We start from the raw sequence: 20,747 nt of genomic DNA on the forward strand, positions 1-20,747 counted from the left end.
TTGCCGTTTTTCTATCTTTAGAACAGAGGGATGTGTGACCTATTTATGGCAAAAATCACGGATAATAAGACATTAAGGGTGATTGCTATTGTTTTGGTTTTATTTTCCTTCTCGCCATTTTTTTCGAATGCCGCTCTGCCAAACTCAGTCCTATTGGAGCAAAACGTTGACCAGCTAGTAGCGGCTGATATGCAACAGTACCATATTCCTGGTTTGGCCCTTGCTGTCTTATACAAAGGTGAGCCTGTCTTGATCAAGGGCTATGGTTATGCTGATTTGCAAGGGCGGCCAGTCAAAACAGAGACACTATTTGGTATCGGCTCGGTATCTAAATCCATCACTGCCTTTGCAGTGATGATCTTGGTACAGCAAGGTAAAATTAACCTTGATGATTCCTTATTAAAATACCTCCCAGATGCGCCGAAACAATGGCAGTCTGTAACAATTCGGCAATTGCTTTCACATACCAGTGGTATTCCACAACATCAAGGGCCTCATTTACCTTGGTTGCGTATTTGGCAAAAACTGGCTAACAAACCGATGCAATTTTCGCCTGGTACTCATTTTAAATACAACAATTTTGGTTATATTGTGTTGAGTCGTGTCATTGAGAAAGTTAGTCAGCGAAGTCTGAGCGATTTTTTAGCGGAAAACCTATTTACTCCCCTAAACATGCAGCAAACAGGATTTCCTGATACCTTACGTCCCCCAGGTTTGGCGGCTGGCTACCGAGTAATCAATAACAAGGTGGTTCCCAATCCAAATCGAACGCCTTGGTCGCAAATGTGGGGCTCTGGCGGTATTGTGTCATGCATTAGCGACATGGCGAAATGGGATGCAGCCATGACGAAGGGAAAACTATTACAATCAGCCAGTTATCGGGAAATGTGGGGTCCAGTTTTTTTACAGGATGGTCAGCCTTCTGGTCGTAAAGGATGGTCATGGGCTTTAGGTTGGCAGGTATCCTATTTTGGAAATAAGCTTGTCGCTCAAAAAAATGGTGCGATACGGGGTTATGGTAGTTGGATGGTTCGCCATATTGATGAGCAAATTTCTATCATTATATTAGTCAATACAAATCATGTCCCTTTAAGACGTATCGCGAATAAAATTTATAGGCAGTTTATTTTGGTGCAGAAAGAGAATAATTAAGAGCCATTGCTAAATTTATACTTTATAGCCATAAGACTGCTTGAGATTGAAATTAATTACAGGAACGCCATGTTATATTTAACTGAAGCACAAATGGATATGGTTTTTGCCATATTAGAAAAAAATAATCGGCTCGAACGCACTCTGGTATTGCAGTTTTCCATAATAAGTTCGAGAAATGAGCTTTCTGAAAATAGGCTGTTTAGTCCAAATCCATTTCAACATAGTTTGGCTAGTATTGAGGTCCTTATTCTGGCTGTAGTATTGGCTCACTATCCTGGTAAGACTATCGATGAGTTACTTGAAGAAATAAAACGGGAATATATAAATTGTGAATTTTTCACCCATAAAGCAAGCCAAATGATTTCCTTTGTGGGCCTCTTAATGAATCTCATTGATAAAGAGTTCTTGGTTAGTAAAGAAGATACTTGTTTTTTAAATGAAACCCACCTTGATTTGCCTTTAATTCCTATGATCCTGCCTGAGGTAGTCAAAACGGAAACTGTGGAAATGAATATGGATGGTACGCAAGAGCGTATTACTCCTGGTTAGGGGCCTTTGACATTTCTATTATCTTGGCCCAAAAAGGATGATTTCCTTCCTGGACTACCTTGTAAACAGTGCTGCGACGCTCGTAACTCAATACTTTTCGACTCAAGCAAGCAAAATGTCAGCAGACCCTGGTATATTTTGTTGGTAAATTGAAAAACATGTAAATAAATTGCCAGATTTTTATCGCTAATGATTTTATTTTATTGCTTGCCCGGTTATGCTCAGTCTCTGTCTTTGGAATTGAAAATCGGCTGTTTAGCGATTTGTAAAAGCGAAAATTATGATGACTATTGGTTCTTGGTATTACCCCTCGCTTATTGCCCTTTGTCTTTATGGTGCTTGGGGGTATTGGGGCGCCCGGGCGGCAAATTTTATTAATCCACTTTCTATTACTTTTTATTCCAGTCTGGGGGTTTTGGTATCTGGTGTCCTTGCTCTTGTATTGCTGAATTTCAAACCAGAACTATCTGTGAAAGGAGGTCTTTATGGTCTTCTTAATGGGGTTGCCAATGGTGTTGCTTGCATTTTTTTTATTATTGCCTTACGTAGGGGGCCAGCAATGCCTGTTGTTTTGATTACTTCCATGTATCCTGTTATCACATTACTGTTATCGATACTTTTTTTAAAGCAAGGCTTGTCCCTAAAACAAACCCTGGGAATGGTGTTTGCCATGATTGCTTTAATTTTGTTCTCCATGGAGTGAGTCATTTTTCATCTAGGGAATCATTTTGCCATTAGGATCTAAGGATAGCGGAGGGGCCGAATCAAAAGCACTCATGACTATCAATACCAGGAAAATGAGTAGAAATAGGAAAAATAAAATTTTTGTTATGTAGGTAGCGGTAGAGGGTGTTCCTTTATAACTGAATAATGCGGTTAGCAGTGTCATTACTAAAAAAAAAAGGGCCCATGGAAACATCATCTATCCTTAGAGATGAGTCTATAAGTTATCTATAGTAGGGACATTTTGTTTTTTTGTAAAATCAGGGGGCTTATCCACCTTGCTCAACCAGAGTCGCTCTTATAAATTTCAACCTGATTACACGTTGTTTTACATCTTAACTATTAAAGAGGGCCAAGCGCTCATCTATAGAAAGACTAAACGCTTGATGTTTAAACCCATTGAGAGGAAATTACATATAATAGTTAAGCGCAACTGCTCCCGTAACGAATTTAGCCGCATGCGGACCAGTGATAGAAAACCAGACCCCGCCGATAACACCGAGAGTTGAGGTAAAGTTATACTCCATTGCTGGGGCCAGGGAAACCTGATCGCCCGCTCTCCCGCCAACGCCTGCAACAGTACCGCCGGGAGTGAATCCAGGATTGCCATCAAAATTGGTTGCTGGACTATGGACATACAATACTTCAAAAACAGGAACCCAGTTTTGGGTCAGTGTATATTCAGCAGCTAAATCAACCGCATAACTGTTGTCCAGGTTAACTCGCCCCTCCGTTGAGGGGGTGCCTCCAAAAACACTGACTCCATGAACTTTGACATCGCTGAATCTTGCTGCAACTAAACCCAAGCGCGTACGCAAATAATGTTCGTTTGTGAATTGAGTCAATCGTTGGAAATTCACGCCAATAAAAGTTTGATAAGCACCGAGACCAGTCTGATCAGTGCCCAATTTTCGTGGGTTTAAGTTATCAAAGCGCCCCGTAGGAAATACCTCCTGTAAGACAAGTCGTAAATCGGGCAGCCAGGAATTTTCTTTTTGCCGCAAAACCTGGATACCCAAACCTAAACTGTAATCACCAATATCATTTCCATGCTGTCCATGATCCCAACTGTAGTCGTAAGGTAAGGATGTTTGCAAATCTAAAAAATCATTGATTCCTGCCGTAATAATAGGGATGACTTCAATGTTTCGAAATCCGTTCGGATAACCACTATAAAAAGCATAGGGTTCAAAATTGAAATGGCCTGCGGGAATTGTTTTTCCTGCAGGGGCAAGCAACGGGCCTGTGAACCATGGTCCCGCTATTGCCGCTTGAGTAAAGAATAATAAAAATAGAAGTCGCGTATACATAAGAGTCGCATCCAGTGCAAAAAAATAAAATTTTAAACTTTTTTTATATTAATGGAATGATTTTTCTTTTTAATTTTTTGATTTTTCTTTTATCACCCCTCATTCCAGAGATGCAGGGTAATCAAGGTTTTTGTTATTAATTTAATCAAATAATTCTTTTAATAAACAGAAAAGATTTGAGAAAAGGATGTTTCTTGTGTTACAATGCGCGTCGTCAATAGAAAGAATGATTGGTTGCAATGAGAAGTTTTTATCAGACTCTCAAGGATTTTTGTAACAGATTTATGGGCAATCTTTTGTTTCTAAAGACAAAAATGGAAAAGCTAATAGAGACATTTGAAGAAGCCTAAAATAAAAATTTAAATTTTATAGATTTTAGTGCACACTAGTCTTGTGTTGAAATGGGGTAGTGCTCTCTTTAAGTGTTTTAAGTCTAACTTAACCAATTAAAAGGGTCTTTAATGAAAAAATTAGCAGCAGTAGCAATAAGTTGTTTAATTCCTTTTTTCTCATTTGCTGGTAGTGCAGATAACGGGGTTCTCGATACTTTTCAGGAACGTTGTGCAAAAGAAACAGATCCCATTAAACGTCAAAATTATTGCCATATACTTGATCAACATAGTCAGGCAGACGCTAACATGACTGATACGCTACAAGAGACAGTGGTCGTTTAAAAAAGCGTAGAGAGTTTTATCTACCTTTCTGCTAGCCCTCTAAATCCAGTTTTGAGGGCTGAGTGATAACAGTTTTCTTCCTCATTCCTGTTTTTTTTCTATGCAATCAAAGGATTAATCGTTCCTCATTGTCTATTAGTCAATCAACTTTGTTTAACCTGTTAGATTTCATGCCCCAAGAGTATGAAGCCTCTTTGTGAGGCCGGCATGGATAGAAAGACTAGGAAGATTAAACCAGCGAGTCCATGGGTATTAGCTGTTTAAATTCTTTGGGCTTGGACAGGCTTGCCAAGTTATCACAAGTTATAAAAAGATCCTGCAGCTGATTCGTGCAGTATAAACCAATTTTACGAAAGTCATCGGATTGGTTGGTAAAAATTTCTTGTGTTTGGGGGCAAGACTGTTTACTGGCCAATGAGTAAATGTAAGAGACATTGTCCTGGCGGATTGCGAGAGAAGAGCCGATTGGATAATGATGTTTGATCTGTTTCAGGTAATAAAGTTCATCATAACGCGCCGCGCTATATAATGATTGCCAGCTAGTTTGTACACCTGAGCGAAACCAGGCGGGATGATAGGTTCGATCATAATGCCAGAGCTCGCTATTAAATAGGTTAAATTCAAGTGCTGGCGTGGAAGAGAAAATGACTATCTCTTGTTCAATACCAACACGAGTAATGGCAATATGATTAATTTCATGGATGCCAAGTATATCTTTGAATACAGCCCCTACTTTATTTTTAAAGGCAAACAATAATTTTAGTAGTTGCGAATGTGGTCTTATCTCGTTGTGAATATCCATAACTAATACTTAATTGCTCCATGCTAGTGACTAAATCGTTTAACAGAGGAAAGAGCCAAATCAATAATTTTTTTTGATTGCTCTTCAGTCGCATTGATTTGACCAAGGTCATTGATCAATTCCAGCAAGAAATCAGGAAGCTCATCTCCAAGTAGGGAATTTGTATATAGTTCACCTGCTTGCGTGAAAACATAGTGTAATAAATTTCTATTAATAGTAATTCTATCGTCTGGCTGTGGGGAGCCGTGGTGATGATCACCAAAGAGTAACCAACCGGGCGAAACATTAAGTTTCGAAGAAATCTCAACAAGTTTGGTCGGTTCTGGAATTGCTTCACCGCGTAAATATTTACGGCAGATCTGTAGTGAATACCCGGTAATCTCCGCTAGTTTATGAATACATACTCCTGATGTAGAGCGTTGTGAATTAAACCCAGCAGCAATCATGGCATCACGTAGGCGATAGGCAAATTGTTTAGTTAAATCGACTTTTTCCATGAACGCGCTTTTCTAGGTAACTGAATTAGCGCAGTGTAGCAAAGGGTAAGATTTCCTGCAAATTTGCAACGAAACGAAACTTATTATTTCTATTGGAAATTAATAGTTGCAATTTTATATTGTTCTGTAATAATAGAATGGGAAACAAGGAGTTGTTTCAATTAGTGTCCAAACAGGGAGTTTTGCACTACGTGATGGAACAAAGTAGAGCAATGTTTTATAACAGTGGTCTAGTCATGGCTGCTAACCTCGCATCCTAAATATGGCTTGAATAATCAGCAGTTCCATTCAGGCCTTCCTTCTCTAAACAAGGCAGACTTACGAAAAGCACCGGGATCGAGGCGAAATTTGATTTAATGAGAAATGAATACAAAATGATTAAATTAAATTCAAATTTTAACGAAAGTCGTTGAATTTCAGGTAAATCCTGTAAGCATTAAAATTATTTGCTTTGTAATCATAGCTTTTATATAATCAACGCCATTCTAGGTATAGAACGAATAATAGGCACGTAGCTCAGTGGTAGAGCACCACCTTGACATGGTGGTGGTCGGTGGTTCGATCCCACTCGTGCCTACCAACTTAACCCTGCCCCGCAGGGTTTTTTTTTGCCGTATGTTGATCGTTGAAATTATTCTCTAGCTACCAGTTGTTATTGCAATTATGATTGAAACTTTACCTGCCTGATGGATGGAAGGATAACAAAATGCCAAACGTTAAATTGCCTGATGGAAGTGTCAAACATTTCGAACAGCCTGTAACGGTTTATGATGTCGCTCAAAGTATTAGTCCTGGATTGGCAAAAGCTGCACTTGCGGGACGAGTTGATGGTCGGCTGGTCGATACTAGTTACCTTATGCGTGATGATTGCGCCTTAGTCATTATTACCGAAAAACAGCAGGAAGAGAGCCTTGAAGTGATTCGTCATTCAACAGCTCATTTATTGGCACAGGCAGTTAAACTCTTATTTCCCGGCGCGCAAGTTACTATTGGACCTGTTATTGAGGATGGGTTTTATTACGATTTTGCTTTTCAAAGACCATTTACTCCAGAAGATTTGGAACGTATAGAAGCGAAAATGGAGGAGTTGGCCAAAGCGGATTACCCAATTACTCGTCGAGTATTGCCACGAGATGAGGCAATCGCTTATTTCCGCAATATTGGTGAGGAGTATAAAGCTAAAATTATTGCCGATATTCCTGAGGGGGAAGCGCTTTCCTTATACAAACAAGGGGATTTCGAAGATCTCTGCCGTGGTCCTCATGTACCCTCTACTTCGTATTTGAAAGCATTTAAGTTAACTAAAGTAGCAGGAGCTTATTGGCGAGGAGATGCACGTAATGAAATGTTACAACGTATTTATGGTACGGCTTGGATAGACAAAAAAGCGTTAGCGGATTATTTGCATCGTTTAGAAGAAGCTGAAAAACGTGATCATCGAAAATTAGGCAAGGCTTTGGATTTATTCCATTTTCAGGAAATTGCCCCTGGTATGGTTTTTTGGCACCCTAAAGGATGGATTGTTTATCAACTACTTGAACAATATATGCGTAGTCGTTTGTATGATTTTGGTTATCAAGAAATTAAAACACCGCAGTTAGTTGATAAGGTTTTGTGGGAAAAATCAGGGCATTGGGATAATTTTCGCGATGAGATGTTTGTTACAGAAACAGAAAATCGTCAATATGCTGTAAAACCAATGAACTGCCCTTGCCATGTACAGGTTTATAATCAAGGACTTAGGTCTTACCGTGATTTGCCATTGCGTTTTTCTGAATTTGGTAATTGTCACCGCTGTGAACCTTCGGGCTCTTTGCATGGCTTAATGCGTGTGCGCAACATGGTACAGGACGATGCACATATTTTTTGTACAGAAGAGCAAATTCAGTCTGAAGTAGCAATGATGCTTGAGTTAGTCCAATCAGTCTATACCGACTTTGGTTTTAAAGAGATAAAATACCGCTTAGCCTTGCGTCCAGAAAAGCGGGTAGGCAGTGATGCCGTTTGGGATAAGGCAGAGGAAGCATTAAAGCTTGCTATGCAGAGTAGAGGGATTGAATGGATTGATGCTCCGGGGGAAGGCGCCTTCTATGGGCCGAAGATTGAATGCTCGCTAGCTGATTGTTTAGGGCGTATTTGGCAGTGCGGTACAATACAGGTCGATTTTTCTATGCCAGACAGACTTGATGCCCAATATGTCGCAGAAGATGGTAGTCGACAAACACCGGTCATGTTACATCGTGCTATCCTGGGTTCATTTGAGCGCTTTATGGGAATTTTAATCGAGCATTATGCGGGTCGGTTCCCCTTATGGTTGGCTCCTACGCAAGTTGCTGTATTGACAATTAGTGAAAAGCAGCATGATTTTGCCGCTAAAGTGACAACTATTTTACAAAAGCAGGGCTTTCGTGCAAATTTTGACTTGAGAAATGAGAAGATTGGCTTTAAAATCCGCGAGCATACTTTACAAAAAGTACCTTACTTGCTGATTATTGGCGATAAAGAAGTTGAAAATAATTCTGTCGCGGTACGAACAAGAGAAGGTGTGGATTTGGGTGTGATGAATATTGATACAATTTGTGATACCATGCGTCAGGAAGTTGACGCAAAAGGTCGCGTATAAACCACTTGGAGGATTAAACCATTAGCGTATCGAATAAGCGTGATAGTGATCGCGCGCGAATTAACGAAAAAATTAATGTACCTGAGGTACGCTTAATTGATGTCGATGGCAACCAGGTGGGCGTTGTATCAACGCGAGAAGCATTGCGGGCGGCGGAAGAAGGTGGCTATGATTTAGTGGAGATTTCACCCACAGCTAACCCCCCCGTTTGCCGCATTATGGATTATGGCAAATTTCTTTTTGAATTGAATAAAAAGCAAACGGAAGCGAAGAAAAAGCAGAAGCAATTTCAAGTCAAAGAGTTAAAATTCCGTCCGACGACGGAAGAGGGAGATTACCAGGTCAAGCTACGCAACCTGGTCCGTTTCCTCAATCATGGTGATAAGGTCAAGATCACACTACGATTTCGTGGTAGAGAAATGGCTCATCAGGAAATAGGTATGAAACTCATGGAGCGTTTGCAACAGGATACCGCTGAATATGCGGTAATCGAGCAGCATGCGAAACGAGAAGGCCGCCAATTACTGATGGTTTTAGCACCAAAGAAAAAATAAGGTAGTTGTAAAAATATTGGCTCAATTATCCATACTAAAGTGAGATAAAGAGCTAATCGATTACACTGCATCGTTATTAATAGCAGAACAAATGCGGAGTAGAATGCTATGCCAAAATTAAAGTCGCATCGTGGAGCGCACAAACGCTTCCGTAAGACAGCTAGTGGTATTATCAAGCGTCGTGGCGCTTATAGAAACCATATCCTTACTAAAAAGACCAGCAAGCAGAAACGTCAGTTGCGTGTTGCTTCGGGTACATTGAAGCAATGTGATGCGCGTCTGGCTGAGCGTATGTTGCACGGTAGTTAAGGGGAGGAATGAATAATGCCAAGAGTTAAACGTGGTGTGACGGCGAAAGCACGTCATAAGAAGATTTTAGATCAAGCGAAAGGTTATTACGGTGCCCGTAGCCGCACCTACCGTGTTGCCAAACAAGCGGTTATCAAAGCTGGACAATATGCTTACCGTGATCGTCGCCAGAAAAAACGCCAGTTCCGCGCTTTGTGGATCACTCGGATTAATGCACAGGCTCGTGAGTGTGGTTTATCATACAGTCGGTTAATTGCCGGGTTGAAAAAAGCCAGTATCGAGTTGGATCGTAAAGTGCTTGCTGACATGGCTGTATACGATAAACATGCCTTTGCTGCTGTAGCTGAAAAAGCGAAAGCTGCGCTTGCCTAATCAGTTTTTGTCGTGATAATTAACAAGGAGGCTTTGGCCTCCTTTTTTACGTGTGGGTTCTAATCATGCAAGATATCATTGCGTTGCAGCAACAGGCCGCTGATGCCATCGCTCAGGCAGAAGACGTTACCGCCCTTGAATCGATTCGTGTCGACTATTTGGGCAAAAAAGGACAGCTCACCGAAATCCTCAAAGGGTTAGCTAATTTATCCGCAGAAGAAAAACCCAAAGTGGGCCAGTTAGTTAATTTGGCTAAACGAGAGATAAGTCTTCTCATTGAAGAAAAGATGTTGCATTTAAAAGAAGCGCAATTACAGAGTAAATTGGCTGCTGAGCGAATTGATGTAACGTTGCCAGGCCGTACCAATCAACATGGTTCTTTACATCCAGTAACGCAGGTAAAACAACGTATTAATGATTATTTTAGTCGGTTAGGCTTTGATATTGTCACTGGCCCGGAAATTGAAACTGAATTTTATAATTTTGAAGCACTTAATATTCCAGGGCACCATCCGGCCCGTGCCATGCACGATACCTTTTATTTTGGGGATGGGCATTTGTTGCGCACTCATACTTCGCCAGTACAGATTCGGACAATGGAAGAGCGTACACCACCTTTACGGTTAATTGCTCCAGGACGAGTTTACCGTTGTGATTCAGATGTCACCCATACACCGATGTTTCATCAGGTAGAAGGCTTGCTTATTGATAAACAGGCTACGCTAAATGGCTTAAAAGGGTTATTACAGGATTTTTTTGCTGATTTCTTTGGACGAGAGTTGGCTTTACGCTTTAGACCCTCTTATTTTCCTTTCACGGAGCCCTCTGCTGAGGTGGATATAGAGTGTACACAATGTTTTGGTAAAGGTTGCCGTTCATGCAAGTTCACTGGTTGGCTAGAGGTTTTGGGTTGCGGCATGGTGCATCCGAATGTGCTGACCGCGGTTAATATTTCTCCAGATGAATATCAGGGCTGGGCTTTTGGTATGGGAATGGATAGATTGGCTATGCTGTATTTTGGAATTGATGATTTACGCATGATGTTTGAAAATGACTTAACTTTTTTAAAACAGTTCTAGCAGCCACAGATAATAATGTTGGTCTACTGGATAATCTCCGGATATTAGGCGGGTATTTACAATGAAAGTGAGTGAATTGTGGTTACGTGAATGGGTAAACCCTTCTTTGAATGGACAGCAATTAGCGTCTCTTCTGACCATGGCAGGTTTGGAGGTTGATGCAGTGACTCCAGTTGCGGGTGCTTTTACGGGTGTCATTGTCGCAGAAGTTTTAAATACGACTCCTCATCCCCAGGCAGATAAACTGACCTTGTGCGAAATTAATACGGGTGCGGGAAAACCATTAAAAGTAGTTTGTGGTGCGGCAAATGTGCGCCAAGGTTTGAAAGTAGCACTCGCCCAAATGGGGGCTAATTTACCTGGTGGCTTAGTAATTAAAGAATCAATGCTCCGCGGAGAATTATCGCAGGGTATGCTATGTTCTGTTGCGGAGTTGGGGCTTGCCGAGAATTCTGACGGTATTATGGAGTTGGATGAAGATGCTCCGTTAGGGACGGATTTACGTACTTATCTTGCACTAGACGATCAAGTACTCGATATTGATTTAACGCCTAATCGCGCCGATTGTTTTAGCGTTTTGGGTGTTGCACGGGAGGTGGCTGTTTTAACTTCATTACCTCTCCAACAGCTACCCGAAAAGACTCGTTTACCGACTACCGATGAGCAATTGGCGATTAAATTACGAAACCCGGATGCCTGCCCACAATATTACGGGCGTGTAATTCGTGGTATTAATCCTCAGGCACATACACCTATTTGGATAGCAGAGCGTTTGCGTCGAGCAGGTTTACGTCCTATCCACCCAGTCGTCGATATTACTAATTATGTGATGCTAGAGCTCGGCCAACCCATGCATGCCTTTGATTTGCAATCCATTAATGGGAATATTAATGTTCGTTTTGCTAACGCAAACGAAACATTGCAATTACTGGATGGGCAACAGATTAATTTGCATGACAGGGTATTGGTGATTGCTGACGATAAAAAAGCCTTGGCAATGGCTGGAATTATGGGGGGAGAGGATAGTGCAGTACAGGAGCATACTACGGATATTTTTCTTGAAAGTGCCTTTTTCAGTCCGATAATAATTGCTGGTATAGCACGTAGTTATGGGTTGTGTACTGATTCATCTCAACGCTTTGAACGTGGAGTTGATCCAGCATTGCAGTTGTTGGCTCTTGAGCGTGCTACGGATCTATTGCTGGATATTGTTGGTGGACATGCTGGCCCTGTATCGTCTGCCTCTGAGTTAGCCGCCTTACCCTTAAAAAATAAGATACTGTTCAATCCAGCTAAGGTGCAGCAACTAACCGGTTTAGCCGTTGATGAAGATGAAATGGTTAGAATGCTACAAGGTTTGGGCATGGATGTTGATAGAAAAACAGCTGAAGCATGGCAGATTAAAATCCCCTCTCATCGTTTTGATATTAGTTTAGATGTTGATTTGATTGAAGAAATAATTCGTCTACATGGTTATGACAAATTACCTGGCGCTAAGATGAATACCACGATCCAGGCTGGAAATATCAATCCTTTAGAATCGCTAGCTGCACGTTGCGGCCAGTTTTTTATTGCGCGTGGCTACAATGAAACAATTAGCTACAGCTTTGTTGATCCCGCGTTGCAACAAGAATTGTATCCCCAAAACCTGACCATGCAATTATTAAATCCTATTTCTTCTGAATTATCGCAAATGCGGGTAGGCATGTGGCCAGGATTGATTGCTGCGATGGTCTACAATACCCATCGCCAGCAAACAGCACTTAAGTTATTTGAGAATGGAGTAATTTTTGATTTACAGCAAGGTTCTTTGCAGGAACATGCCTGCATAGCAGGATTACTGACTGGCGAGCAAGGAGCAATGAATTGGAGCGAAAAAACCGCCAAGTTTGATTTTTATGATGCAAAAGGTGATTTGCAAGCACTGTTTGCTGCGTTGCAATCACTAGAGGTCCATTTTATTGCTGGTGTACATCCTGCACTTCACCCAGGCAAGTCAGCCCGGATTATGGTTGGTAATCAGGAGGCGGGATGGTGTGGTGTTTTGCATCCACGCATAGCAGATGCTCTGGATAGCCAGGATGAGGTAGTGCTTTTTGAGCTTCGATTGGCTGCACTGATTAACACAGAGGCAGTACGCTATCAGCAAATTTCAAAATTCCCCCAGATCCGTCGTGACTTGTCGTTGCTGGTTAATAATGAAGTGAGTGCAGCACAGATAGAGCAATTAGTTCGGCAAACAGTTGATGAGGCTTTACTAAAATCGTTTGATGTCTTTGATGTGTATACTGGAGAGACAATTCCAGCAGGTAAAAAAAGTCTGGCAATTGCACTCACTTTGCAGGATGATAAACGAACAATGGTCGATAATGAGATCAATGAGATAATCAGTGCTATAATCAAGAAGCTGGAAGAAAAATTTGCCATTATATTGAGGGACTAATCGTGAATGCACTAAGTAAGGCAGTGATTGCAGAAACTTTATGTGATGAGTTAAAATTGACCAGACCTGATGCAAAAGAAATGGTTGAAGAGTTTTATGAAACACTAAGGCATGCTCTTGAAAATGGCCAGCATGTTAAATTATCAGGATTTGGTAATTTTACCTTACGTGATAAGCCACAGAGACCAGGTAGGAACCCTAAGACAGGGGAAGAAATTCCGGTAGTAGCACGACGTGTTGTTACCTTTAAACCTGGGCTCAAATTAAAAACCAAAATTGAGGAACGAGGTAAGTAGTCTTTTGACCCATTATACAAAGCATGTTTTTCTATGCACTAATCAAAAAGCTGCTGGTAAGCAATGTTGCGCAAACACAGGCGGAGAGTTGTTTTTTGATTACATGAAAACAAAATTATTAGAGCTGGGCTTGCATGGTCCTGGTAAAATAAGAGTAAGTAAATCTGCGTGTCTTGGTCGGTGTAGTGCCGGACCCTGTATCGTGATTTATCCAGAAGGGGTTTGGTATAACTATGCAACAACGGCGGATATTGATGAAATTATAGACAACCATTTGGTTGCTGGTCATTCAGTTGAACGTTTGCTAATCCCCAATTAAACGTATATCTTTCAGCCAAATTGTAAAACCTTGCAAGAATTTATTTCATTTTACTTGTAGGTTAGCACGGTTTTGGTTAAAATCGCCCGTCCAAGATTGAAAGATTACCAATAAGGCGGTACGGAGTTATTTAATGAAGACATTTAGCGCCAAGACACACGAAGTCAAACGTGACTGGTATGTAGTCGATGCTAGCGACAAAGTTTTAGGTCGTCTTGCTACTGAGATTGCTCGTCGTTTAAGAGGCAAGCACAAGGCTGAGTATACCCCTCATGTTGATACAGGGGACTATATCGTTGTAACCAATGCGGAGAAAGTGACTGTTACTGGTCGCAAATTCAAAGAAAAGATTTATTACCACCACTCAGAATTTCCTGGTGGTATCAAATCAATTTCTTTCGATAAATTACAGGCAAAGAACCCTGTGCGTATTATCGAGCTGGCAGTGAAGGGGATGCTTCCAAAGAATCCTTTAGGTAGAGAAATGTACCGTAAACTGAAAGTGTATGCCGGTAATGAGCATCCGCATACAGCACAGCAACCCAAGCAACTTGAGATTGAGGAATAAGTATTATGGCTGAAAGACAGCAATATTACGGTACCGGCCGTAGAAAAAGCTCAACGGCCAGAGTGTTTTTACGCCCTGGTAAAGGTCAAATCGTGATCAATAATCGTGCTTTAGAAGATTATTTCGGTCGCGAGACTTCTTGCATGGTTGTATGCCAACCACTGGAAACAGTGGAAGTTATGGGCAAATTCGACGTTTATGCAACAGTCGCTGGCGGAGGTATCTCTGGTCAGGCAGGCGCTGTTCGTTTGGGTATCGCGCGTGCGCTAGTGGCCTATGACGAGTCTGATCTGGTTGAGGGTGCGGAACCCAATCCTAACTCTTACCGTCGAAAACTGCGTGCTCGTGGCTTGATGACAACAGATTCGCGACGCGTGGAAAGAAAGAAAGTTGGTTTGCACAAAGCACGTCGTGCAACACAGTACTCCAAGCGTTAATTGTTCTAAGAAAACCCTGCAGAAGCAGGGTTTTTTTATCCTCTGGTTCTTTCCTGGAATTACACTAACCCTTGTACCGTTTATGGTATCCTGTCTGTTTTTTTACTCAGGCTTGCTCCTACTGTGGTCGTATTCTCATATAGCTTATTCGGAAACTCTACAATAGAAGAGAATTGTTTCGTCGCTGCGTGGCTCGAATCCTGATGTATTTCATGTGTAAACCCCGATTCTGCGCCCTGTGTCTCCTCGCATCTCTCGCTGTAGCGAGTTTCCAAAGAAAGTCTACTATCTCCTGTTTTAATACCCGGTTTAACTTTAGCTAAAATACCAGGACGATTGCTCAGGTAATTTACAAGGGCGTTTCCAAATACTTAATTCTTTGTTATAACTGGATTTATATTTTTTCCTGTCGGAAGAGTGTGTCTGCCAGGAGGACGGACTCAGGGACAGAAACCAGGACGAAATGACCGTGATTGATAATGTTGATCCCAACCCTAGTAGTGATGATATTCCCAGTGAGGAAGAAATTGATGAACAACGACGTCATTTTTTAGTGACGACGACTAGCCTATTAGGAGGCGTCGGTGTTGCCTGTGCATTAACCCCTTTTGTTGCTTCATGGTTCCCTAGTGCAAAAGCACAAGCGGCTGGTGCGCCTGTGCAGGTTGATCTTTCCAAGATAGAGCCGGGGCAACAGGTGACGGTTGAATGGCGGGGAAGACCCGTCTGGATTATTCGACGTACCAAGGAAATGTTACAGCAGCTTAGCGGTCATGATGAGCAATTACGGGATCCGGATTCATTGGTTGATCAGCAACCAACTTATGCAAAAAATCAATATCGTTCGATAAAACCGGAATATTTAATACTGGTAGGGGTGTGTACGCATCTAGGTTGCTCGCCAAAATATACCCCCGTCGACAATGAACTTGGTCCTAATTGGCCAGGTGGTTTTTATTGTCCTTGTCATGGTTCAACGTTTGATCTGGCTGGCAGAGTATTTAAAGGGGTTCCAGCACCCATTAATCTGGAGGTTCCTCCATACCAGTTTATCAGCGAGCATGTCATTGTAATTGGGCAGGACAAAGAAGAAGGATAATAGCATGAAGGCTTTGATCAATTGGGTGGATGCCCGTTTTCCACTGCTTAGTACATGGAAAAGCCATGTCAGTGAATACTATGCTCCCAAAAATCTGAATTTCTTCTATTATTTTGGTTCCCTGGCTATGGTGGTATTGGTCAATCAATTAGTCACTGGCTTATGGCTGACTATGTTCTATACACCAACCTCTGAACAGGCTTTTTCTTCTGTTGAGTACATCATGCGTGATGTCAATTATGGTTGGTTACTGCGTTATATGCACTCAACGGGTGCTTCCGCATTTTTTATAGTTGTTTATTTACACATGTTTAGGGGATTATTGTATGGCTCCTACCAAAAGCCAAGAGAACTGATCTGGCTTTTGGGTATGGCCCTCTTTATTCTACTCATGGCGGAGGCTTTTTTTGGTTATCTACTTCCCTGGGGACAGATGTCTTATTGGGGGGCACAAGTCATTACTTCCCTGTTTGGGGCAATTCCATATATAGGTGATGGTTTGGCAACTTGGTTACGCGGTGATTTCAATGTTGCTAATGCGACCTTACAGCGTTTTTTTGCTTTACATGTTGTTGGTATTCCTATTTTACTGCTCGTACTGGTTTTCTTGCATATTATTGCTCTCCACAAAGTTGGGTCTAATAATCCACAAGGAATCGAAATCAAGAAGCATCTGAATGAAGAAGGTAAGCCACTTGATGGCATTCCTTTTCATCCTTATTTTACCGTGAAGGATTTAGTCGGTGTCATTGTCTTTTTGATTGGTTTTTTTGCAGTAGTGTTTTTTATCCCTGAAATGGGCGGGTATTTTCTAGAGTATGCTAATTTTGCTCCGGCAAATCCAATGGTAACGCCGGAACATATTGCTCCTGTATGGTATATGACACCCTTTTATGCCATTTTGCGCGCTATCCCACATAAGCTAACAGGTGTGATTGCTATGGGAGCAGCAATATTAATTTTATTATTCATACCCTGGTTGGATAGAAGCCCTGTCCGGGCCATGCGTTACAAGGGAAATTATTCGAAATATGCCTTAATTACTTTTGTAATTAGTTTTTGCATTCTAGGTTATTTGGGGACGGTGCAAGTGACCCCGCTGAAGCAGTATTTAGCTAGAATTTGCACAGTTATTTATTTTGCTTATTTTCTATTGATGCCTTTTTACAGTCGTTATGAGCAGCATAAAACAGTACCTGAGAGGATAGATGGATGAGCAAGGGTCGGATAGTTACTTACTTACTCAGTTTGTTAATGAGTTCTTTGCTACAGGCGGCTACTGTTAGCAAGATTGAGATGTCGTCAATTGATATAGACATCGATGATCAGGCTAAAATACAGCGAGGCGCAAAATTATTTATGAATTATTGTTCTGGCTGCCATTCGCTGCGGTATATGCGTTATAGCCGTATGGCAAAAGATCTTGGGTTAACGACCTTTGATGGTGAACTGGATAAAGATTTGTTAGTTAATAATCTCATTTTTACCAGTGCTACAGTCCATGATCCTATTCATATTAGTATGCCGGCTGCTGATTCCCGGCAATGGTTTGGCATTACCCCACCCGATTTGTCTTTGTCAGCACGCGAACGTGGTCCAGAGTGGATTTATACTTATCTGAAGAGTTTTTATGCGGATGATTCAAGACCTTTTGGCGCTAATAATTTATTGGTACCAGAGGTGGCAATGCCGAATGTTTTAGCTCCACTTGCCGGAAAAGTGATTGCGGTAAGGGAGGGTGATCCTAAAACGTCGACGATCTCTCATTTAGTTCTTGTAGAAAATGGAGAAATAAATCAGCAGCAGTTCGATAGCGCTTTGCAAGATTTGGTGACTTTTCTTGTCTATGTCGGCGAACCTGTAAAATTAGTACGTTATCATTTAGGAATAATTGTGCTGATTTTTTTAAGTATATTCTTAGTCGTGGCGTATCAACTCAAGAAAGCATATTGGAAAAAGCTCCATTGATCCTTAATGACCAATTCGACAGTACGTTTCTGGTCATCGATCGTAACAGGGATTTCGTGGTTGATTTGCAAAACAAAATTGACTTATTTATAGCGAAATGACAAATTGTCATACTAGGTTCATCACGCTAGGTAAAATTGTGGTAAAATGCTGCTCTTTAACCTGCTGTAAAGTATGGTTTAACGATTGATGAGGAGTTGCTGATGGCTATTGTTGCAAAGCGCACGATTATGTCTTTGTATTCTGATAATGATGATATTTATAGTCATCAAGTTCGTATTGTATTGGCAGAAAAGGGTGTAAATGTTGAGATCCTTCACGCTAAACAAGGGGAAGCTCCTAATGAATTAGTTGCTGTAAACCCCTATGGTACTATTCCTACCCTGCTCGATCGCGAATTGGTTTTGTATGAAGCCCGTATTATTATGGAATATTTAGATGAGCGCTTTCCTCATCCACCACTTTTACCTGTATATCCGGTTGCTCGTGCAGAAACACGAAAGATGATGCATCGGATTGAGCAGGATTGGTACTATTTACTGCAACGCATTAAAGCGGGCGTTGATCAAGAAGAAGCGCGTACACATTTATTTGATAGCCTGGTAAGTTTGGAACCGATCTTTGCTGATAAACCTTACTTTTTAAGTGATGAATTTTCTTTACTGGATTGTGCTCTCGCACCATTATTGTGGCGTCTACCCCAGCTGGGTATAGAAATACCTGCCAAGATGAAGGGATTGCATGCTTATATGCAACGTTTATTTAAACGCGATTCATTCCAGGCAAGCTTGACAGACGCTGAGAGGCAATTAAGGGCGGCCTAATGATGAATATGACCTCTAATAAGCCTTATCTGATTCGTGCCATTTATGATTGGATTGTTGATAATGATCTGACGCCGTATATATTGGTAAACGCAGCCTATCCCGGGGTACAGGTTCCACAGGAGCATGTTAATAGTGGGCGAATAGTATTAAATATTTCACCCAAGGCATGTCGTGGTTTGCATCTTGAAAACGATAGAATAGTATTTACTGCGCGATTTTCTGGTCATAGTGTGCAGATATTTATAGTTCCAGCTGCAGTACTTGCCATCTATGCCAAAGAAAATGGTAGGGGAATGGAGTTTGGTGAAGATACCGGTGAACCCCCGCCACCACCGACAGCAAAAGCTGAAATAAAAGGGCGTAGTAAACCTTCGTTAACCCTTGTAAAAAAAGATTAGACGCTTAAGCTGTCAATTCCTAAGGCAGGTGATTTGTGAGCGTTTTAGCAAATCACTCGCCTCAACGATAAAAACAGGACTTACGAAACACATCGGGGTCGAGGCAAAATTTAAGTGTTAATGAGGGCGTTTAGCTGTACTAAATGACCGAATTAACATTAAATTTTAGCGAAGAGATTGACTGTTGTTCGTAAGTCCCGAAGAATTGACAAGTGAATTCCTGCTAGCTAACGGAGCATAACAAGGCCATGACTACATCAAAGGTTGCTCTTTATCAGGCCAAACACATTCGTTTATGTGAAGAGATGGCTACGAATGATTTAGGATTGTCTGAAGATGAGTTAATGGTTCGCGCGGGAACCAGCGCCTTTTCTACCTTGTCCATGTTATACCCCACAGTACGTACTTTAGCCATTTTCTGTGGCAGTGGTAATAACGCTGGTGATGGTTATGTTCTCGCCCGCCTTGCGCACAAAAAAGGGTATTCCGTTGTTGTCAATCAACACAAAACCATAGAGGATTTGCTACCGCCTGCAGCCAGAGCAGCTGCAGCTGCAATTGCTGCTGGTGTTTCCTGTCAGTGCCTTGATGATGCTATAGACCCTGAGGCGGAGTTAATTGTTGATGCCTTATTAGGAATTGGTTTGCAAGGCGATGTGCATGGTCCAATAGCGACAGCGATTACTCAGATCAATGACAGTGGTTTGCCAGTATTGGCCCTTGATGTCCCTTCAGGTTTAAATGCCGATACAGGTTCCGTGAAGGGGGTAGCTGTCAAAGCGAATGCTACAGTGACATTCATCGCTTACAAGCTTGGATTAATGACCCTGGATGGACCTGATCATTGTGGTGAATTAGTTTGTCATAGTCTGCAACTTGAATCTTGTTTGGTAAAGATTAAACCTGCTGCCTATCTCTTGGATGAAAATTTAGGCCATGCTTTACTTCCACGACGTTTAAAAAACTCTCATAAAGGCCATTTTGGCCACGTCTTGGTTATTGGTGGTGGGCATGGTATGCCCGGTTCAGTTTATTTGGCGGCAAATGCTGCTTTACGGGTGGGTGCTGGTTTGGTAACTATTGCTACCAGACCGGAATATGCAGGGCAAGTTTTACCTTTATTACCAGAAGCAATGATTTATGGCATTGAAGAAGCTGTTGAGCTTTTGCCGCTTATTGCCAGGGCAACTGTCTGTATTATTGGTCCTGGTCTTGGTGAGGATGAGTGGGCAAAGGTTTTATTTAACCAGGCAATTGCTTCTCAATTACCAATGGTTATTGATGCTTCAGCCTTACGGCTACTCGCTCAGAATCCTCAACATGATGATAATTGGATCTTGACGCCTCATCCAGGAGAAGCAGCCAGTTTGCTCCAATGTTCTACTGCAGAGATTCAAAAAGATAGGTATCAAACAATATTGACGCTACAACAGCAATATGGGGGAAATGTTGTCCTGAAAGGCGTAGGTTCAATGGTGTGCACGGATGAGCCTGGTGTGTATCTTTGTGCTGATGGTAATCCCGGTATGGCGAGCGCAGGAATGGGTGACGCCCTTAGTGGTGTCATTGCAGGCTTAATTGCCCAAGGCCTGGCACTTGCTGAGGCTGTCAAATTGGGTGTATGGATACATGCCAGTGCTGCAGATGCCGCAGCCGCTGTAATGGGTGAGCGTGGATTGTTGGCTAGTGATTTAATGCCTTATCTACGTCGTCAGGTTAATTATTTATCAAGAATAAAATGAGTT

At 41.7% G+C, this 20,747-nt stretch carries 24 protein-coding genes and 1 tRNA gene; 21 read left to right on the forward strand and 4 right to left on the reverse strand.

Going from position 1 to position 20,747, the window contains the following annotated elements; translation table 11 throughout:
• The first annotated feature begins 45 nt into the window (after nt 1–45).
• The 3 genes from ACN4Z1_RS13230 to ACN4Z1_RS13240 all read left to right on the forward strand — a co-directional run bounded on the left by ACN4Z1_RS13230 (nt 46) and on the right by ACN4Z1_RS13240 (nt 2,407).
• Nucleotides 46–1,152 (forward strand): serine hydrolase domain-containing protein, encoded by a 1,107-nt coding sequence (locus ACN4Z1_RS13230; protein ID WP_228362794.1) that lies wholly within the window; start codon nt 46–48, stop codon nt 1,150–1,152.
• 69 nt (nt 1,153–1,221) lie between these two features.
• Nucleotides 1,222–1,704, forward strand: coding sequence for a hypothetical protein (locus tag ACN4Z1_RS13235; protein ID WP_419388239.1), 483 nt, complete (start codon nt 1,222–1,224; stop codon nt 1,702–1,704).
• A 283-nt stretch (nt 1,705–1,987) separates the two neighbouring features.
• On the forward strand, nt 1,988–2,407 hold the full coding sequence (locus tag ACN4Z1_RS13240; protein WP_115222633.1) for an EamA family transporter: 420 nt from the start codon (nt 1,988–1,990) through the stop codon (nt 2,405–2,407).
• 12 nt (nt 2,408–2,419) lie between these two features.
• Here the strand turns inward: ACN4Z1_RS13240 and ACN4Z1_RS13245 are convergent, their stop codons facing one another.
• Together ACN4Z1_RS13245 and ACN4Z1_RS13250 are read right to left on the reverse strand one after the other, a co-directional pair.
• Nucleotides 2,420–2,626 carry a DUF1328 family protein gene (locus ACN4Z1_RS13245; RefSeq protein ID WP_256593805.1) on the reverse strand — a complete coding sequence of 69 codons (207 nt, stop codon included), beginning with the start codon at nt 2,624–2,626 and terminating at the stop codon, nt 2,420–2,422.
• Between the two features lie 211 nt (nt 2,627–2,837).
• Nucleotides 2,838–3,737, reverse strand: a complete 900-nt coding sequence (locus ACN4Z1_RS13250; RefSeq protein ID WP_115220411.1) for a hypothetical protein — start codon at nt 3,735–3,737, stop codon at nt 2,838–2,840.
• A gap of 461 nt (nt 3,738–4,198) precedes the next feature.
• Here ACN4Z1_RS13250 and ACN4Z1_RS13255 point away from each other — a divergent pair, with 461 nt between their 5' ends.
• Nucleotides 4,199–4,411, forward strand: a complete 213-nt coding sequence (locus ACN4Z1_RS13255) for a hypothetical protein (RefSeq protein WP_115220412.1) — start codon at nt 4,199–4,201, stop codon at nt 4,409–4,411.
• A gap of 229 nt (nt 4,412–4,640) precedes the next feature.
• On the opposite strand, the gene ACN4Z1_RS13260 is transcribed toward ACN4Z1_RS13255, so the two are convergent.
• Complete coding sequence (locus tag ACN4Z1_RS13260; RefSeq protein WP_228362791.1) at nt 4,641–5,213, reverse strand: hypothetical protein; 573 nt, start codon at nt 5,211–5,213, stop codon at nt 4,641–4,643.
• A gap of 23 nt (nt 5,214–5,236) precedes the next feature.
• A complete protein-coding gene (locus ACN4Z1_RS13265) occupies nt 5,237–5,710 on the reverse strand; it encodes a helix-turn-helix domain-containing protein (RefSeq protein ID WP_228362790.1) in 474 nt (157 codons plus the stop codon).
• A 505-nt stretch (nt 5,711–6,215) separates the two neighbouring features.
• Between ACN4Z1_RS13265 and ACN4Z1_RS13270 the strand changes: the two genes are divergently transcribed.
• From ACN4Z1_RS13270 to ACN4Z1_RS13350, 17 genes are all read left to right on the forward strand, one after another.
• Nucleotides 6,216–6,290 (forward strand) — tRNA-Val (locus ACN4Z1_RS13270).
• A gap of 126 nt (nt 6,291–6,416) precedes the next feature.
• Entirely contained in the window at nt 6,417–8,333 is a 1,917-nt protein-coding gene (thrS, locus tag ACN4Z1_RS13275) for a threonine--tRNA ligase (RefSeq protein ID WP_228362789.1), read from the forward strand.
• Between the two features lie 20 nt (nt 8,334–8,353).
• On the forward strand, nt 8,354–8,887 hold the full coding sequence (gene infC / locus ACN4Z1_RS13280) for a translation initiation factor IF-3 (protein WP_115220416.1): 534 nt from the start codon (nt 8,354–8,356) through the stop codon (nt 8,885–8,887).
• A gap of 108 nt (nt 8,888–8,995) precedes the next feature.
• A complete protein-coding gene (gene rpmI / locus ACN4Z1_RS13285; RefSeq protein ID WP_019218047.1) occupies nt 8,996–9,196 on the forward strand; it encodes a 50S ribosomal protein L35 in 201 nt (66 codons plus the stop codon).
• Nucleotides 9,197–9,211: 15 nt separating this feature from the next.
• Nucleotides 9,212–9,568 (forward strand): 50S ribosomal protein L20, encoded by a 357-nt coding sequence (gene rplT / locus ACN4Z1_RS13290; RefSeq protein WP_058447551.1) that lies wholly within the window; start codon nt 9,212–9,214, stop codon nt 9,566–9,568.
• 65 nt (nt 9,569–9,633) lie between these two features.
• Nucleotides 9,634–10,647, forward strand: a complete 1,014-nt coding sequence (pheS, locus tag ACN4Z1_RS13295; RefSeq protein WP_115222634.1) for a phenylalanine--tRNA ligase subunit alpha — start codon at nt 9,634–9,636, stop codon at nt 10,645–10,647.
• 61 nt (nt 10,648–10,708) lie between these two features.
• Nucleotides 10,709–13,090, forward strand: a complete 2,382-nt coding sequence (pheT, locus tag ACN4Z1_RS13300; RefSeq protein ID WP_419388240.1) for a phenylalanine--tRNA ligase subunit beta — start codon at nt 10,709–10,711, stop codon at nt 13,088–13,090.
• Nucleotides 13,091–13,092: 2 nt separating this feature from the next.
• On the forward strand, nt 13,093–13,386 hold the full coding sequence (locus ACN4Z1_RS13305) for an integration host factor subunit alpha (RefSeq protein ID WP_058447549.1): 294 nt from the start codon (nt 13,093–13,095) through the stop codon (nt 13,384–13,386).
• A gap of 4 nt (nt 13,387–13,390) precedes the next feature.
• Nucleotides 13,391–13,705, forward strand: coding sequence for a (2Fe-2S) ferredoxin domain-containing protein (locus ACN4Z1_RS13310; protein ID WP_115220418.1), 315 nt, complete (start codon nt 13,391–13,393; stop codon nt 13,703–13,705).
• Between the two features lie 133 nt (nt 13,706–13,838).
• Nucleotides 13,839–14,273: a 50S ribosomal protein L13 gene (rplM, locus tag ACN4Z1_RS13315; protein WP_115220419.1), complete on the forward strand. Its 435-nt coding sequence runs from the start codon at nt 13,839–13,841 to the stop codon at nt 14,271–14,273.
• 5 nt (nt 14,274–14,278) lie between these two features.
• Nucleotides 14,279–14,710: a 30S ribosomal protein S9 gene (gene rpsI / locus ACN4Z1_RS13320; protein ID WP_115220420.1), complete on the forward strand. Its 432-nt coding sequence runs from the start codon at nt 14,279–14,281 to the stop codon at nt 14,708–14,710.
• A gap of 463 nt (nt 14,711–15,173) precedes the next feature.
• On the forward strand, nt 15,174–15,809 hold the full coding sequence (gene petA / locus ACN4Z1_RS13325; RefSeq protein ID WP_115220421.1) for a ubiquinol-cytochrome c reductase iron-sulfur subunit: 636 nt from the start codon (nt 15,174–15,176) through the stop codon (nt 15,807–15,809).
• A gap of 4 nt (nt 15,810–15,813) precedes the next feature.
• A complete protein-coding gene (locus ACN4Z1_RS13330) occupies nt 15,814–17,025 on the forward strand; it encodes a cytochrome b (protein ID WP_228362786.1) in 1,212 nt (403 codons plus the stop codon).
• Complete coding sequence (locus ACN4Z1_RS13335) at nt 17,022–17,777, forward strand: cytochrome c1 (RefSeq protein ID WP_370634512.1); 756 nt, start codon at nt 17,022–17,024, stop codon at nt 17,775–17,777. Before ACN4Z1_RS13330 ends, ACN4Z1_RS13335 begins: the two co-directional genes overlap by 4 nt.
• A 203-nt stretch (nt 17,778–17,980) precedes the next feature.
• Nucleotides 17,981–18,601 (forward strand): stringent starvation protein SspA, encoded by a 621-nt coding sequence (gene sspA / locus ACN4Z1_RS13340; RefSeq protein ID WP_115220423.1) that lies wholly within the window; start codon nt 17,981–17,983, stop codon nt 18,599–18,601.
• Nucleotides 18,602–18,603: 2 nt separating this feature from the next.
• A complete protein-coding gene (locus ACN4Z1_RS13345; RefSeq protein ID WP_115222636.1) occupies nt 18,604–19,002 on the forward strand; it encodes a ClpXP protease specificity-enhancing factor in 399 nt (132 codons plus the stop codon).
• A 248-nt stretch (nt 19,003–19,250) separates the two neighbouring features.
• On the forward strand, nt 19,251–20,744 hold the full coding sequence (locus tag ACN4Z1_RS13350) for an NAD(P)H-hydrate dehydratase (protein ID WP_419388192.1): 1,494 nt from the start codon (nt 19,251–19,253) through the stop codon (nt 20,742–20,744).
• Nucleotides 20,745–20,747 lie beyond the last annotated feature (3 nt).

The sequence above is a fragment of the Legionella sp. ST3F1 genome (genome assembly GCF_048553315.1).
GTDB classification, from domain to species: domain Bacteria; phylum Pseudomonadota; class Gammaproteobacteria; order Legionellales; family Legionellaceae; genus Tatlockia; species Tatlockia donaldsonii.

Bases quoted from the DNA above. Each gene is read 5' to 3' on its own strand.
- ACN4Z1_RS13230 (WP_228362794.1), top strand. From the start codon at position 46: ATGGCAAAAATCACGGATAATAAGACATTAAGGGTGATTGCTATTGTT.
- ACN4Z1_RS13235 (WP_419388239.1), top strand. From the start codon at position 1,222: ATGTTATATTTAACTGAAGCACAAATGGATATGGTTTTTGCCATATTA.
- ACN4Z1_RS13240 (WP_115222633.1), top strand. From the start codon at position 1,988: ATGACTATTGGTTCTTGGTATTACCCCTCGCTTATTGCCCTTTGTCTT.
- ACN4Z1_RS13245 (WP_256593805.1), bottom strand. From the start codon at position 2,626: ATGATGTTTCCATGGGCCCTTTTTTTTTTAGTAATGACACTGCTAACC.
- ACN4Z1_RS13250 (WP_115220411.1), bottom strand. From the start codon at position 3,737: ATGTATACGCGACTTCTATTTTTATTATTCTTTACTCAAGCGGCAATA.
- ACN4Z1_RS13255 (WP_115220412.1), top strand. From the start codon at position 4,199: ATGAAAAAATTAGCAGCAGTAGCAATAAGTTGTTTAATTCCTTTTTTC.
- ACN4Z1_RS13260 (WP_228362791.1), bottom strand. From the start codon at position 5,213: ATGGATATTCACAACGAGATAAGACCACATTCGCAACTACTAAAATTA.
- ACN4Z1_RS13265 (WP_228362790.1), bottom strand. From the start codon at position 5,710: ATGGAAAAAGTCGATTTAACTAAACAATTTGCCTATCGCCTACGTGAT.
- thrS (WP_228362789.1), top strand. From the start codon at position 6,417: ATGCCAAACGTTAAATTGCCTGATGGAAGTGTCAAACATTTCGAACAG.
- rpmI (WP_019218047.1), top strand. From the start codon at position 8,996: ATGCCAAAATTAAAGTCGCATCGTGGAGCGCACAAACGCTTCCGTAAG.
- rplT (WP_058447551.1), top strand. From the start codon at position 9,212: ATGCCAAGAGTTAAACGTGGTGTGACGGCGAAAGCACGTCATAAGAAG.
- pheS (WP_115222634.1), top strand. From the start codon at position 9,634: ATGCAAGATATCATTGCGTTGCAGCAACAGGCCGCTGATGCCATCGCT.
- pheT (WP_419388240.1), top strand. From the start codon at position 10,709: ATGAAAGTGAGTGAATTGTGGTTACGTGAATGGGTAAACCCTTCTTTG.
- rplM (WP_115220419.1), top strand. From the start codon at position 13,839: ATGAAGACATTTAGCGCCAAGACACACGAAGTCAAACGTGACTGGTAT.
- rpsI (WP_115220420.1), top strand. From the start codon at position 14,279: ATGGCTGAAAGACAGCAATATTACGGTACCGGCCGTAGAAAAAGCTCA.
- petA (WP_115220421.1), top strand. From the start codon at position 15,174: ATGACCGTGATTGATAATGTTGATCCCAACCCTAGTAGTGATGATATT.
- ACN4Z1_RS13330 (WP_228362786.1), top strand. From the start codon at position 15,814: ATGAAGGCTTTGATCAATTGGGTGGATGCCCGTTTTCCACTGCTTAGT.
- ACN4Z1_RS13335 (WP_370634512.1), top strand. From the start codon at position 17,022: ATGAGCAAGGGTCGGATAGTTACTTACTTACTCAGTTTGTTAATGAGT.
- sspA (WP_115220423.1), top strand. From the start codon at position 17,981: ATGGCTATTGTTGCAAAGCGCACGATTATGTCTTTGTATTCTGATAAT.
- ACN4Z1_RS13345 (WP_115222636.1), top strand. From the start codon at position 18,604: ATGAATATGACCTCTAATAAGCCTTATCTGATTCGTGCCATTTATGAT.
- ACN4Z1_RS13350 (WP_419388192.1), top strand. From the start codon at position 19,251: ATGACTACATCAAAGGTTGCTCTTTATCAGGCCAAACACATTCGTTTA.